This is a genomic window from Candidatus Bartonella washoeensis Sb944nv, assembly GCF_000278135.1.
Classification (GTDB): domain Bacteria; phylum Pseudomonadota; class Alphaproteobacteria; order Rhizobiales; family Rhizobiaceae; genus Bartonella; species Bartonella washoeensis.
This window is the reverse complement of record NZ_JH725023.1, coordinates 443,345-459,077: the sequence shown is the minus strand read 5'-3', so window position 1 is coordinate 459,077 and position 15,733 is coordinate 443,345. Positions and strand designations below refer to the sequence as shown.

At 40.3% G+C, this 15,733-nt stretch carries 12 protein-coding genes; 1 reads left to right on the top strand and 11 read right to left on the bottom strand.

The window, feature by feature from the left end:
- Nucleotides 1-30: 30 nt before the first annotated feature.
- Nucleotides 31-849, top strand: coding sequence for an enoyl-ACP reductase FabI (gene fabI, locus MCQ_RS04500; RefSeq protein ID WP_006923811.1), 819 nt, complete (start codon nucleotides 31-33; stop codon nucleotides 847-849).
- Between the two features lie 231 nt (nucleotides 850-1,080).
- Here fabI and gpsA read toward each other — a convergent pair whose 3' ends face one another.
- The 11 genes from gpsA to acnA all read right to left on the bottom strand — a co-directional run bounded on the left by gpsA (nucleotide 1,081) and on the right by acnA (nucleotide 15,497).
- Nucleotides 1,081-2,103 (bottom strand): NAD(P)H-dependent glycerol-3-phosphate dehydrogenase, encoded by a 1,023-nt coding sequence (gene gpsA / locus MCQ_RS04495; RefSeq protein WP_006923810.1) that lies wholly within the window; start codon nucleotides 2,101-2,103, stop codon nucleotides 1,081-1,083.
- Between the two features lie 386 nt (nucleotides 2,104-2,489).
- Nucleotides 2,490-3,203, bottom strand: coding sequence for a cytochrome o ubiquinol oxidase subunit IV (gene cyoD / locus MCQ_RS04490; RefSeq protein ID WP_006923809.1), 714 nt, complete (start codon nucleotides 3,201-3,203; stop codon nucleotides 2,490-2,492).
- Nucleotides 3,203-3,868 carry a cytochrome (ubi)quinol oxidase subunit III gene (locus tag MCQ_RS04485; protein ID WP_006923808.1) on the bottom strand — a complete coding sequence of 222 codons (666 nt, stop codon included), beginning with the start codon at nucleotides 3,866-3,868 and terminating at the stop codon, nucleotides 3,203-3,205. The genes cyoD and MCQ_RS04485 overlap by 1 nt, the downstream gene beginning before the upstream one ends.
- Nucleotides 3,865-5,883 (bottom strand): cytochrome o ubiquinol oxidase subunit I, encoded by a 2,019-nt coding sequence (gene cyoB, locus MCQ_RS04480; protein ID WP_006923807.1) that lies wholly within the window; start codon nucleotides 5,881-5,883, stop codon nucleotides 3,865-3,867. The genes MCQ_RS04485 and cyoB overlap by 4 nt, the downstream gene beginning before the upstream one ends.
- Nucleotides 5,884-5,959: 76 nt before the next feature.
- Complete coding sequence (cyoA, locus tag MCQ_RS04475; RefSeq protein WP_006923805.1) at nucleotides 5,960-6,931, bottom strand: ubiquinol oxidase subunit II; 972 nt, start codon at nucleotides 6,929-6,931, stop codon at nucleotides 5,960-5,962.
- Nucleotides 6,932-7,055: 124 nt separating this feature from the next.
- Nucleotides 7,056-7,502, bottom strand: a complete 447-nt coding sequence (aroQ, locus tag MCQ_RS04470; protein WP_006923804.1) for a type II 3-dehydroquinate dehydratase — start codon at nucleotides 7,500-7,502, stop codon at nucleotides 7,056-7,058.
- Nucleotides 7,503-7,555: 53 nt separating this feature from the next.
- Nucleotides 7,556-8,689, bottom strand: coding sequence for a DNA replication/repair protein RecF (gene recF / locus MCQ_RS04465; protein WP_035007961.1), 1,134 nt, complete (start codon nucleotides 8,687-8,689; stop codon nucleotides 7,556-7,558).
- A gap of 20 nt (nucleotides 8,690-8,709) precedes the next feature.
- Nucleotides 8,710-9,831, bottom strand: coding sequence for a DNA polymerase III subunit beta (gene dnaN, locus MCQ_RS04460; RefSeq protein ID WP_006923802.1), 1,122 nt, complete (start codon nucleotides 9,829-9,831; stop codon nucleotides 8,710-8,712).
- A 197-nt stretch (nucleotides 9,832-10,028) separates the two neighbouring features.
- Nucleotides 10,029-11,600 carry a chromosomal replication initiator protein DnaA gene (gene dnaA, locus MCQ_RS04455; protein WP_006923800.1) on the bottom strand — a complete coding sequence of 524 codons (1,572 nt, stop codon included), beginning with the start codon at nucleotides 11,598-11,600 and terminating at the stop codon, nucleotides 10,029-10,031.
- Nucleotides 11,601-12,314: 714 nt separating this feature from the next.
- Nucleotides 12,315-12,581: a 30S ribosomal protein S20 gene (rpsT, locus tag MCQ_RS04450; RefSeq protein WP_006923799.1), complete on the bottom strand. Its 267-nt coding sequence runs from the start codon at nucleotides 12,579-12,581 to the stop codon at nucleotides 12,315-12,317.
- Nucleotides 12,582-12,809: 228 nt separating this feature from the next.
- Nucleotides 12,810-15,497, bottom strand: a complete 2,688-nt coding sequence (acnA, locus tag MCQ_RS04445; RefSeq protein WP_006923798.1) for an aconitate hydratase AcnA — start codon at nucleotides 15,495-15,497, stop codon at nucleotides 12,810-12,812.
- Nucleotides 15,498-15,733 lie beyond the last annotated feature (236 nt).

Below are 15,733 nucleotides of genomic sequence, written 5' to 3'. Positions count from 1 at the left end.
TAAAAAAAGCACGGTCTTACGGAGAATAATATGAAAGGTTTGATGGAGGGCAAACGTGGCCTTATTATGGGGGTTGCAAATGACCATTCAATTGCTTGGGGCATCGCGTGTCAACTAGCAGAAGCAGGTGCTGAATTAGCATTTACCTATCAAGGAGATGCATTCGGGAAACGTGTTCAACCATTAGCAGAAAAACTCGGCTGCAAATTGTTGCTTGAATGTGATGTTGAAAAAATTGAAAACGTCGATCATGTTTTTGAACGACTTGAAAAAGAATGGAAAACTATTGATTTCGTTGTTCATGCTATTGGTTTTTCAGATAAGACTCAACTAAAAGGACGTTACGTTGATGTCACAACACGAGAAAACTTTAACCGCACAATGGTCATTTCAGCTTATTCCTTTACTGAAATTGCCCAACGCGCTGGTAAACTTATGCCCAATGGGGGAACGCTATTAACACTTACTTATGGAGCTTCACAGCAAGTTGTACCTAATTACAATATCATGGGTGTTGCTAAAGCTGCTTTAGAAGCTATGGTACGCTATTTAGCAGCAGATTTTGGGCCTCAAAATATTCGCGTTAATGCAATTTCAGCTGGTCCTGTTAGGACTTTAGCTGGAAATGGTATTGCAGCTGCGCGAGCAATCTTTTCATATCAACGCCGTAATGCGCCACTACGCCGCACCGTAAACATTAATGAAATCGGAAAATCTGCTCTTTACTTACTCTCTGATTTATCATCAGGCGTTACTGGTGAAATTCATTATGTTGATTCAGGTTATAACATTATGTCTATGCCAACACTTGAAGAATTAAAAAAGAGCGATGAAACTCAGGGAGAATGATTATCGATAACAGTTTTTAAAATTGCAAAATGAATATTTCTATTACTATTTTAGAAGTATATTAAGTGTTTTCTCTAATGTAAATGACACATATAAATGTAAGAAAGAGCCTATTTTCAAAGACACCTCTTAGACAATACCTAAGTTTTTCATGTGCTTAACTTATATTGCATAAAAATTGACTCATATAAGCTTACAGTTTGCTAAAGTGTTATCCTATTATCTCATGGTTTAAAATTGTACTATATCATGCATTTCGTCTTTGAGTGAACGGTTCAGTAATGTATTGGCTGCTTCGGATACACATTTACCACAATAGAGAACGTGATAAACTTGCTCTGCAATTGGCATTTCTACCCCGGTACGTTGTGCTAACATATGCACTTCTTTGGTATTTAAATAGCCTTCAACAATCTGACCAATCTGTTTTTTTGCTTCTTCGATATCCATTCCTTGGCCAAGCAGTACTCCAAAACGACGGTTACGCGATTGGTTATCAGTGCAAGTTAAGACTAGATCACCCAAGCCTGTCATTCCCATAAAAGTGGAAAGTTCAGCGCCCATAGCGATGCCTAAGCGACTAATTTCAGCTAAACCTCGTGTGATGAGAGCTATTCTAGCATTTGCTCCAAATCCCATACCGTCTGACATTCCTGCCCCAATAGCAATAACGTTTTTAACTGCTCCCCCTACTTGAACACCAATCATATCTAGGTTTTTATAAACTCTAAAACTTTTATCACAATGGAAAAGTTTCTGTAGTTCTTCACTAAATTCGGCATCAGAAGCTGCTACTGTAATTGCAGTAGGCAAGCCAATAGCCAACTCTTTAGCAAAAGTCGGTCCAGAAAAAACAGCTAAAGGAATTTTATCACCTAAAATCTCGCGAGCAACTTCTTGTAAAAGACGTCCCGTACCATGTTCTAAGCCTTTCGTTGCCCAAATAATACGTGAATGTTGATCCAAATAAGGTTGAACATTGTACAATACCTGATGAAATACATGACTTGGAACTGCAATGAATATATTGCGACTTGCCGTTATTGCAGTTTCAAGCGAAGCTTCAAGTGATAGATTTTCAGGAAATAGAACACCGGGTAAAAATGCCTGATTACAACGATATTTCTGTAATTCTTTGATATTTTGAGGATCATGTCCCCAGAGTATAACACTATGGCCGTTACGCGCAAGCGTAACAGCTAATGCAGTGCCATAAGAACCCGCACCAACAATTGTCATCGAAACGGTATTCATTAAATTTCCTGATGATTTCCTAAATCTTTGATTTTAATTATAAATACCTTCAAGTACAATATCTTTAATATAAATTCATTGGGTCTGAAGTACTACCTATTCGTAACTTTATTTTGATATAGTATGAATAATCTTTTAGAGGTTCTCATGCTCTGCGTACTAAACTGTACAAATATCGTTGCTTATATGTTGTATAAATTACTGTTTACCTCAAACAAAATAAAGTTTCGCTAACTCATACACGGCTTCCCTTATAAAAATGAAAGCAGATTTAAAATCGTTACGACAAATCCTCAAAAGACTATTCGGCGTCCCGTGCTAGTGCTTGCCTTACGAAATCTTACGTATTTAAGCAATCTTTACACGGGAATTTCTGTGCTTACCAACTACTCTACAGGAATCTGCGCATCAGGTACTTGCTCCACAGGCATCTCAGAGCTCGGTATCTGTCCTATAGAACCCTGCTCATCAAGTACTTGCCCCACAGGCATTTCAGAGCCTGGAACCTGTCCTATAGAACCCTGCTCATCAAGTACTTGCCCCACAGGCATCTCAGAGCCTGGAACCTGTCCTATAGAACCCTGCTCATCAGGTACTTGTCCCACAGGCATTTCAGAGCCTGGAACCTGTCCTATAGAATCCTGGGAATTTGGCACTTGCTCCAAAGGCATTTTTTGGTCTGATAATTGTTCCACCGGCTCTTGTGTATTTAATTTTTCCGATACCGAAGAACTCTCTCTACCCGACACATCCGGTTCAATAACCCGTCCTGAACCACCCATCATATTATAATTCAAATGGGAAATAGCCCACCAAGTACCCCCAATGATAACAACAACGCAGATAACCGCAAACCATAAGGCGCTTAAATTCCATTTTGCATCAGGACCAGAGTTCAAATGCAAAAAGAAAACAATCTGCACTATAATCTGAATAATTGCCATCCCAATAAGATATGCAACCTTCGTGCTAATTGCCCAACTATCCATCATCCCATACATTACAGGAATAAAAGAGGCCAAAGTAAAAAATACAGCTAGAATAAAGCCAACTAAATAGGAACCAGTACTGGGACTATGTGTTTTGTTATGCGTACTCATTACAATGCTCCTAACAGATAAACCATGGTGAAAACACCAACCCACACAATGTCCAGTAAATGCCAGAAAATTGAAAGGCATGCCAAACGTGTTTCATTGTCTTGATCCAAGCCACGACGACGAAGATGAAAAAACATCACTATCATCCAGAGAAGACCAACACTTACATGAAGACCATGCGTACCAACCAAAGCAAAAAATGCTGACCAATATGCAGATAACACCTCTCGTCCAAAAAGTTGTAAACCTGTTGTCGGATCAATACCAGCATAAGCACTAGGATCGTAATAGAACACCTCGTTTAAAAGTTCATGAAATTCATAAACTTCCATTCCAATAAAACACAACCCAAGCACAAAGGTAATAGCCATCCAAAAACGCACACCACTAATATTACCCTTATGCGCTTGCACCATTACAAACCCATAAGTAATTGATGACAGCAATAAGATGGCAGTTTCAACCAAAACAAATTTTAAATCAATAAACTCATTGCCCGCTTTTCCTCCACCATAAGAAGCAGAAAAAACAGCAAAACTTGAAAAAAGTGTCGCGAACAGGATCAAATCCGAAAGAATATAAACCCAAAAACCAAATGTCATTATCGAACTACTGTCGTGATGATGCTCATCAATATGAGTCTTATCCATTGTCATCGCAGTCATACTGTTACTCCTTGTTCTTTAAGAACAGCTGTAAAGGTTTCCTCTGTTTTCTGCACCTCTTCAGCTGGAATATAGTAGCCATGGTGATCACCTGTTAACGAATGACACACAATCGTTGCAATAAAACCAATTAATCCAATCGCGACAAGCCACCAAATATGCCAAACAAGGGCAAAACCAACAACTAACGAAAAGAATCCTGCAATAATTCCAGCCGACGTATTTGACGGCATATGAATTTTTGTAAATCCACTTGTCGGACGCTGATAACCACTCTTCTTCATATTCCAATAAGCATCATCAGATTGTACCTGTGGAATAATTGCAAAATTGTAAGAAGGAGGCGGTGAGGAAGTAAACCATTCAAGCGTACGCGCATCACCCCAGGAATCATTTAATGTTACAGGTAAACGTCCCTTATGCTTGATACCGTACCAAATTACCAAAACAACTTGCAGCACAAAACAAAGAATACCCAGCAAGATAATAAAGGCGCCCAGTGCAGCAATCATAAACATCGGCTGCCAACTAGGTTCCATGTAATGTTGGAGACGACGCGTCGCACCCATTAAACCAAGTGCATAGACTGGGAAAAAAGCAAGGTAAAAACCAATAAACCAACACCAGAAAGATGCAATACCCAGTAATCGATTCGGCTTATAACCGAAAACTTTTGGAAACCAAAAAGCAATCCCAGCTAAATAAGCAAAAACGACACCCCCAATAATTGTGTGGTGGAAATGAGCTACCAAAAAAAGCGAATTATGAAACTGCCAATCAGCTGGCACAATAGACATCAAAACGCCTGTCAATCCACCACCAACAAACGTAAAAATCATCCCCATGCACCACAGCATCGGAGGCTCAAAGCGAATCCGACCTTTATACATTGTCAGCAACCAATTAAAGACTTTTACACCTGTTGGAACAGCGATGATCATGGTCGCAATACCAAAGAAAGTATTCACAGCTTCACCACCACCCATTGTAAAAAAATGGTGCCCCCAAACAACAAGCGAAAGAATTAAAATAACCAACATTGCCCATACCATTGATGTATAACCAAAGAGACGTTTTGAAGAAAAAGTTGACACAACTTCAGAAACAATCCCAAAAGCAGGAACAACCAACACATAAACCTCAGGATGACCAAAAATCCAAACATAGTTAATCCATACCATTGGATTTCCGCCACCAACATTGGTAAAGAAATTCATGCCTAAATAACGATCACAAGCCAATAATGCGAATGCTACAGTTAAGACAGGGTAAATAACTAAAATAAGCACATTACTGACAAAAGCGCTCCAACAAAAGACGGGCATTCTCATCATAGTCATCCCAGAAGCACGCATTTTAATGATGGTCGCAACAAAATTGATTGCCCCCATCGTCGTTGCGATACCAGAAAGCTGAAGTGACCACAAATAATAATCTACTCCCGTATCTGGACTACCTTGCAACTCGGAGAAAGGTGGATACATCAACCAACCACCACGACCAAAATTACCAACACCTAATGATATGTTAATCAATATTGCTCCTGCAGCAGTAATCCAAAACCCTAAATTGTTTGCAAAAGGAAAAGCAACATCACGAGCGCCAATTTGAAGCGGTATAAGATAATTGAAAAGACCAAATAAAATAGGCGTAGCCATGAAGAAAATCATAATAGTGCCATGGGCTGAAAAAATCTGATCAAAATGATCAGGTGGCAAATATCCCGCTGATTCACTCCCAAGTGCTAAAGCCTGATGCGTTCGCATCATAATCGCATCGGCAAAACCACGAACAAGCATGATAATCCCAAGAACGATATACATAATTCCGATGCGTTTATGGTCAACTGTTGTAATCCAATTTCGCCATAAAACTCCCCACCACCCAAGTACTGTCAAAGCAATAACAGCAATTAAGCCACCCACAACAATCGCAATACATGTGTATAAAACGATCGGCTCATGCGCAAGTGCATGAAAAGCACCAGCAGTAGGATCTGTAAGTCTTCCAAACATCTCTTAACCCATATCAAATGAAATTCCAGTTTAAAAGAAACCTTATTTTAAAAAGGGGTCTCTCTCGATCGATACTCTAAATAACACTAGGATCAAAAACTGAACAAAGTGCACCCCACAATGTCTGAGCCGCAGCACGCTTCATTAAGTCTTCATTACATACAGTATTTTCATCAACACATCGATTGACAACCCGATAGTAAAGCCGCTTCTCAACAGGTGAAAAATAACGCACTTCAGCATCCTTTTCCTTCGCAGCAACATCACCCATACGAGGCGCAATGGAAAGCTGACGATAAGATGTGCGATCAAGTACTTGACCATTAGCGCGTACTTTAGCAATCCAATCATCAAAATCTTGCGAAGACACAGAATGCCACTGAAACCGCATACCTGCAAAACCATCACCACTGTAATTGGCCGAGCTTCCTTTGAATATTCCTTGTTCTTCAGCCACCAAATGCAATTTAGCATTCATCTGAGGCATAGCATAAAGAACTGTGCCCAGTTTTGGCACCCAAAAGGCATTAACAGAATTCTCTGATGTCAACTGCAACAAAACCTGACGGCCTTCAGGTGCATAAATTTCATTGATCGACGCAACATTGTACTCTGGATAAATAAAGAGCCATTTCCAATCAAGAGCTACAACATCAACTTGCAATGGCTTCTGTTCACCAACAACTTCCACCGGAAGTGAATTCGCGGGTTCAAGTTTATAGGTATAATAGGCTGTTAATGAACCTAAAACCATTACGATCATAATTGGAATACCCCACATAAATGCTTCAATTTTATTGGAATGCCCCCAATCAGGTAAATAATCTTCTGCTGTATTTGATGCACGATATTTGATCGCCAAAAATACCACACTCACCATTACCGGAATCACAATACAAAGCATAACAAGCACACAGATAACAATCAAAATGAGCTGTTGACGCGCAACATAACCCGATGGCTGAAGAACATCAATTTTACAACCAGACAAAAACAGTGCAATCCCTAAAATTGCAAGCATCTCTAATTGTCTAACAAAGCTTTTCATCTTCACCTGCCCCCGTTATATGCACTGGCAATTGCAGTAAATAAAATAATATCATCTTACTTATCCAAAAAATAATTATCAAGTCAATTCAGTGCCCATATTACTCTTATCCAACATTTGCTTTTTATTCATTATAATGAAGTCGCTTAGCAATATATTCAAGTGCAAACCGATATCCTTCACGCCCACAGCCAGCAATGACTGCATCCACACCCGCAGATGTATAAGAATGGTGACGAAAGGCTTCACGCTGATAAATATTAGATAAATGAACTTCTACTTTTATCCCTAAAAACATTTTTAATGCATCAAGAAGAGCAACAGATGTATGACTGTAAGCAGCTGAATTAATGATCAAACCAGCACTTCTCCCAATCGCTGCCTGTATCCACTCTACCAACTGTCCCTCACAATTACTTTGGTGAAAGTGCACTGTTACGCCAAGCTTCATTGCCCATTCTCTGCAAAATTGTTCAATGTCTTCTAGAGTTTCAGTGCCATAAATTTCTGGTTCACGTTTACCAAGAAAATTTAAATTAGGACCATTTAAAACCGTTATAACCCTAGACATAGTATGCTTCTTCTTCCCGATCATTACATTATAAAAAAAACTCTAGCATGTTGTTACTGCAATAAAGCTCCATCTTTAATTTCAAAAAACTCTGCACGTCCTTTCAAGGCGTCAAATAAAATGGGATCTGTTCCTGTCATAAATGTTTGTCCCCCTAAATCATCAAGAATATCAAATAAAGCAGCACGCCGATGAAAATCAAGATGGGCAGCTATTTCATCAAGAAGGAGAATAGGGGCTCTCTCTGACATCATACCCGTTAAACGCGCATGACACAAAACTAAACCTGTCAGCAAAGCTTTTTGCTCGCCTGTTGAACAAAATGCTGCAGCCATATTTTTGTCAGCATAAAAAACCTGCAAATCTGTGCGATGTGGTCCTTCTAATGTCCGTCCAGCAGCACGGTCTACTGCCCGGTTACGCTGCAATCGATTACAAAATTGCTCTTCAACCTCAATCGCCGATGTTTTACTCAGTGCTGTTTCTAAGAAACCATCAACTTGCAAAAAGGCTCGCGGAAAAGGTGTATGAACTGGCATTTGTGCAAACATGCCATTTAAAAGCCGAATAATATCAATACGCGCCGCAGCAATAGCCGTTGCTAATTCTGCCATCTGCTTTTCTAACGCATTAAACCAAACATGATCTTCACTGCCATCCAAAAATAAACGATTACGGGCACGCATAGTCCTATCATAATCCGTTATGCGACGACCATGAAAAGGATCAATAGCCAAAACCATGCGATCTAAAAAACGGCGGCGCTCCAGCGAGGATCCAGTAAAAAGCCCATCCATAGAAGGAGTGAGAACATTAATATGACAGTAATCTGTTAAGCAATCACTTGTCTCATTCACACCATTAATATGGACTTTTCGACTGTTATCGCCAATCTCCAAAGCTGTACCAATATCCACTTCACCATACAGAGCACATTGAAGACGAGCAAACACAACAAATCCACCATTTCCACCATCTGCAAAACTGACATCAGAATAAGCCGCACGCCGTAAACCACGACCAGGAGAAAGAAAAGACAATGCCTCTAAAAGATTTGTCTTACCAGCACCGTTATGGCCAGTAAAAACTACATGCTGTCCTGAAAAATGAATATTAAAGGATAAATAGTTGCGATAACGCACAAGCCTTAGCTGTCTCACTGCCACTTTGTGCACATGACCAGCTATACATTGCAAAATAATCGTCCTTAAACGCGAATAGGCATCAGCACATAAAGTGCATCCGCATCATCATTATCACGAATCAGAGCCGGAGCTGCAGCTTCAGCCAACATAAAAACCATCTCATCGCTCGAAAGTTGCCCAGCAATATCCAAAAGATAACGCGAATTAAACCCTATCTCAAGCGGATCAGATGTATAAGTGGCCGCCAATTGATCTTCCGCGCTCCCCGAATCAGGATTATTAACAACAAGCTTCAATTGCCCCTGCTCAATCGTTAATTTCACTGCACGCCCTCGATCACTTGAAATTGTAGAAACACGATCAACTGCAGAAGAAAAATCTTGCCTATTGACAACCAACTTTTTATCGTTTGTAAGAGGAATAACGCGTTGATACTCTGGGAATGTTCCATCAATTAACTTTGATGTAAAAACCACAGAACCTATAGAAAAACGAATCTTTGTTTCTGAAAGCTCTACACACACATCATCATCAATTTCTTCAGAAAGAAGCTTTTGCAACTCTCCTACAGCTTTACGAGGAACAATGACACCCGGCATACCCTCAACCCCAGAAGGAGCCTCCATATCAACTTGTGCCAAACGATGACCATCGGTAGCAACTAAACGCAGTTTTAGAACACCGTCATCAACAACATGAAAATAAATACCATTAAGATAATAACGCGTTTCTTCAGTAGAAATAGCAAATTGTGTACAATCAAGCAAATGCTTCAAGCTTGACGCTGATAAAGAAAAACGGTAACCAAACTGTCCCGGAAGCGACTCTGGAAAATCTATTTTAGGAAGACATTGAAGTTGGAAATTAGCACGACCAGAAACAACAGACATTGTACTCGCCTGATTCATATCAACTGATAATACAATCTCACTGCCATCAGGAAGCTTCCGAACTATGTCATACAGCAAATGTGCTGGAACAGTTATTGCCCCAGCTTGTTTTACATTGGCCATAAAAGATTCTGTAACCTCTAAATCAAGGTCTGTTGCTTTTAATTGAACACTATCCTTATCTGCATCAATCAACACATTCGACAAAATAGGAACAGTATTACGGCGCTCAACCACACGGTGAACACGACCAAGAGATTTGAGAAGTTGACTGCGATCAACTGTAATATGCATAAAAATCCCCATTATAATTTACCAACAATTATAGGAATTCTCTAGATTAAAAACAAACTAATTTACCTGAAAGAATCACTTGCTAGAGTTTATTCAACCTCCCTTAAAATGGCAAGTGACTCCTTTATAAGCAAAAGAGCTGCTCCTATTTAATCCCTCTGCAATACTTTCGATAAACAGTGGAAAAGCTATAAACGTTACGCAGCCTGCTCTCCAATCAACCGCTTAAGCAACTCAAGCTCTTTGGCTAAAGTCTGATCATCACAAACCAAATCTTCAATTTTACGGATAGCATGTAAAACCGTCGTGTGATCTCGCCCTCCAAAACGACGTCCAATCTCTGGCAATGAGCGAGGCGTTAGCATTTTTGCCAAATACATTGCAACTTGTCGCGGCTTTACAACTGTACGCGTCCGACGATTAGACAACAAATCTTGCTTAGAAACATTATAATGACGCGCAACAGCACGCTGAATTTCTTCAATCCGAATACGCTTGGACTCACCTGAACGTGTTAAATGACCCAAAAATTCATCAATTCGTTCCAAAGACAAATCAGACTCGAAAGACTGACGAAACAACAACTGATTAAATGCCCCCTCAATATCACGCCCCGAACCCAAAACCGTTTTAGCAATATACTCCAAAACTTCATCGGAAATTACAACCATGTTATCATCTTGTTGCGCCATTTTTAACCGTTGACGCAACATTTTTAAACGCATTTCATAATCTGGTGCTTCAATTTCAAGGGCAACTCCCCCCTGAAGTCTAGACCGAACACGAAGATCAAGTGATTCTAATTCTGCTGGCGGACGATCAGCAGCCACAACAACTTGTTTTGCGCTATCAAGCAACATGTTGAGTAAATGACAAAATTCGTTCTGTATCGACTTGCCTTGCAAAAACTGCATATCATCAATAATCAACAGATCAATATCGCGAAGCTGCTCTTTAAAAGAAAGAGCAGCATTATCACGAATAGCTGTCGCAAAACGCCACATAAAATATTCAGCAGTCAAATAAATAACCCGTGCAGGTGTTAAACGCTTCAGTGCAGCAGCCGCAACAGCTTGAAGTAAATGTGTTTTTCCTAAACCAACAGACGCGTGAATAAAAAGAGGATTAAAACGCAAGGCACTTTTATGCCCCTCTGCAATCGAACGCGCTGCAGCTAAAGCAACACGGTTAGAAGAACCCTCAACAAAATTTTCAAAAGTATAGCGAGAATCAAGCGGCGAACCAAAAACCCCTGCTTCAACACCCTTTACTGAATGCTCCGTACAACTCTCAACAAAAGATGAAACTGTCTGCTCTTCCACAACAACAGGAGTTGCAGTCGTTCTACAGACGACACCTTTTGAAACGCGCTTCATACCGCGAACGATGACTTCAACGCGAAGAATGGCCGAATTCTCTTGTTTCCATAAACTGGTCAAAAGAGAACCATAGTGATTATTAATCCACGAACGTAAAAAAGCCGTAGGAACAGAAAGCTTTACAAGATTACGACTATATTCAGCAAGCTTTAACCGACCAAACCAACTCGTATAAGCTTCGATACCCACCTGCACCTTTAATTGAGCCATCACACGCGCGAAAGCTGCCGCACCTTCCTCCTCTGAAATAACCGGATGCTCTATAGAAACACTTCTATCAACTGATCCACCTCTATCCGTCATCTTATTCTTTATTATTCTCTCTGCCGACAGGATATTCACCGAAACCCTTTTTAAGGAATCAACTTTAGAGTTCAATTTATCCACCATCTTCCATCCCGATAAAAACAAAAACTTTGTCTCGCCAAACAGCTAAAAACAAATTTAGCGAATGCAAAAACAGCCTACCCCAAATAAGATTACTTATCCTCCCCTAGGATAATCTCACCACAACCCCACTAACAAAGATGACCAATAAGATTTACTTGCCCTCATGATATGATCCATTCTTTTAAAACGAAAAACATACCAATCAAAAAAACTAAAAAACACGCCAGAAAACCTATCCAACTTGAGAGCTCATAACAGCCTAAACCAAAGCATGTTACACTCAACATAACATAGGATAATAAGCTGATGTAAACCCTGTATGCTTCCAATCCTGATAAGAACCATACAAAACAGCAGAGGTAAAATGGAAGAGGTCAAAAAAAAATCAAAAGCTCCTAAAAAGCTGCTATAAACCTGCTGCTACAAATGAGGAATGAGAAAAATAATTGATTCAATTCACTTTTTTTTCTCTAAATTTACTAATCATTAAAGAATTTCTTCAGATTAAAAAAAAAAATAAAAAAGCTTGACTAAAGAAGACTCTGCAAAAATCCACAAAGCTTGTGGATAACCATACAACTTCTACAAATCCACTCTAGTTTTTCATGGAGAGAATCACCGCATACTTCCCTTTTTTAGAAGGGCGGTATTTTTAAAATAAAAAAACCAGCACCCAAACGGATGCTGGTTTGATTTTTAACAAATGAAAAAAGATTAAATGTTAAAGGTTTTCAAACGTTTTGCTAAACGCGATACTTTTCGTGCTGCAGCATTTTTATGAAAAACCCCTTTGGAAACAGCACGCATAATTTCAGGCTCAAAACTTTTAAATGCCATTTCTGCACATGCCTTATCGCCACTAGCCAAAGCATCGTCAAACTTACGCATGAAGGTACGAACGCGTGAACGGCGAGCCCGATTAACTTGAGTGCGGGCAGCAACCTTGCGCACCGCCTTTTGAGCCGAAGGTGTATTCGCCATAAATATATCTCTCTCTCAACTCACCGGTAGGAACAGCCTAAGCGATATCCCTACCAACATAAACAAATCTAAGCTAAACTATAAAGTTGCTGATAACTGTGCAGCTTATAGCGCAATCCTAAAGCAAACGTCAATCGAATTCTCAAAAGTTGCGCATAAAAAACGAAAATCATCCCCTTGATACCCAACTTAATAGTCTAACGACACTCCTAAACGAACAAATGCGATTTAAACTGCCAGATTCCGCAAAACATATTGTAAAATTCCACCATGATGTAGGTAATCGAGCTCATCTTCAGTATCGACACGGCATAATAATGGCACAACTTTTATCGTTCCATCAGAAAAAGTGATTGTAGCCATGGTTTTCTGACGAGGCTTCAAATCATGAACCCCTTCAATCGTTACCTTTTCATCCCCTCTTAAACCAAGTGATTGCCAACTTACACCCGCTTCAAACACAAAGGGAACGATCCCCATACCAACAAGATTAGAACGATGAATCCGCTCAAAAGACTGAGCAATCACTGCCTTTACACCAAGAAGATTGGTGCCCTTAGCCGCCCAATCACGAGATGAGCCATTGCCGTATTCAATACCAGAAAAAATAACGAGCGGAACACCTTCCCGCTTATATGCCATTGCTGCATCATAAATTGTTTGTTCTGTTCCTGATGGATAATGAACTGTATAGCCTCCTTCACGACCATTCTCTCCTAACATAAAGTTACGAATGCGAATATTGGCAAAGGTCCCACGCATCATAACCTCATGATTCCCACGACGCGTTCCATACTGGTTAAAGTCAGCCACTTTAACATCATGATCAATCAGATATTTTCCAGCAGGGGAATCAACCTTAATAGAACCAGCAGGAGAAATATGGTCCGTCGTAATTTTATCACCAAACAAACCTAAGATTCGTGCGTCTTTAATATCCGACAACACATCAGGAATTTTCCGCATATTATCAAAATAAGGCGGATTACGCACATATGTTGATTGCTCATCCCACGAATAGGTAACACCTGTAGGAGCTTGAACTTTTTGCCAATTTTCGTCTCCCTTAAAGACATCCGCGTATTTTTCGACAAAAATCTTACGTGTGACATTCTTCTCGATAAATTCTTGTATCTCTTTAGACGTTGGCCAAATGTCTCTTAAATAAACCGGCTGACCATCTGAACCTTCACCAAGAGGATCCTTGCTTAAATCTTTACGCACTGTTCCAGCCAAAGCATGTGCGACAACTAGTGGCGGCGAAGCTAAATAATTTGCTTGCACATCAGGGGACACACGCCCTTCAAAGTTACGATTCCCTGAAAGAACTGCAGCAGCGATTAAACCATTATCATTAATTGTTTTTGAAATAGCTGGATACAAAGAACCAGAGTTTCCAATACATGTCGTACACCCAAAACCCACTAAGTTGAATCCCAGTGTATTTAAATCTTTTTGGAGACCTGAATTGATAAGGTAAGCTTCAACGACTTGCGAGCCAGGAGCAAGAGAAGTCTTAACCCATGGTTTGCTCTTGAGACCTTTGGCTACAGCATTACGCGCCAACAGACCTGCAGCAATAAGAACACTTGGATTTGATGTATTCGTACAAGAAGTAATCGCAGCAATCACCACATCGCCATGGCCAAGCGTGTATTCTTCACCCTCAACCCCATGACGCTCATCTTGCCCAACAGTCTTCTTATAGTCCTCAACCAATGCCGCCTCAAAACCCTGTCCAACACTTTCTAATGCAATACGCCCTTCAGGACGTTTAGGACCGGCCATAGAAGGCACAACACTTTCCATATCTAATTCAATTGTATCAGTAAAAATGGGATCAGCAATCATTTCATCATGCCACATCCCTTGTACTTTGGAATAAGCTTCTACTAGAGCAATCCGAGTTTCATCACGCCCGGTCATATTGAGATAGCGCACTGTTTCTTTGTCAATGGGAAAAAAACCACACGTCGCGCCATATTCGGGTGCCATATTCGCAATCGTTGCGCGATCAGCAAGCGTCATATGCTCCAGACCTGAACCAAAAAACTCAACAAATTTACCGACAACACCCTTCTTGCGTAAAATTTGCGTAACCGTTAATACTAAATCAGTAGCAGTAACACCTTCTTTAAGTTTGCCCGTTAAACGAAAACCGATGACTTCGGGCAACAACATAGAAACGGGCTGGCCTAACATTGCCGCTTCTGCTTCAATACCACCAACACCCCAGCCTAAAACACCTAAACCATTCACCATAGTTGTGTGCGAATCAGTCCCTACACAGGTATCAGGATAAACCGTCTGATGCCCTCCTTCACCCTTTATCCACACACATTGTGCCAAATATTCTAAATTAACCTGATGGCAAATTCCCGTCCCTGGAGGAACAACGCGAAAATTTTGAAAAGCTTGCTGTCCCCACTTAAGAAAACGATAACGTTCGCTATTGCGTTCATATTCACACTCAACATTGTCTTTAAAAGCCATAGGATTGCCAAAATGATCAACGATAATTGAATGGTCAATGACAAGATCAACAGGGATGAGAGGGTTGATTTTTTCAGCATTTCCTCCAAGTTTTACCATAGCGTCACGCATTGCAGAAAGGTCAACGACTGCGGGAACACCTGTAAAATCTTGCATGAGAACCCGTGCGGGACGATAGGCAATTTCTGCACCAGCACTGCCTTTATCATTTAACCACTTAGCAACGTTTAAAATATCTTCTTTCTTGACCGTGCGGCCGTCCTCAAATCGTAACAAATTTTCAAGAATAACTTTCATCGAAAACGGTAAACGAGAGACACCGGCAAGCCCATTCTGCTCCGCTTCGATTAAACTATAATAAGTATATTCTTTGCCACCAATATCTAAAATTCTGCGACAATTAAAACTATCAATTTGAGACATGACTGCCTACCCTCATACAACAAACTACCCAATTTCCTGGAATGAACAACACAAACTACGAGTCAAGGTCGCAGCTTGAGCGCAGACGCGATCACCTCCACACCATTCATTTCCCCCTCCACCTTCTCATAGGCAAATTCGGAAATCGGCGCCGAAAACCATTCTACACCAGATATTGATGTAATACATGTCTTATAGAACTATTTCTAGAACTATTCTAGGTACAATAGGATAAA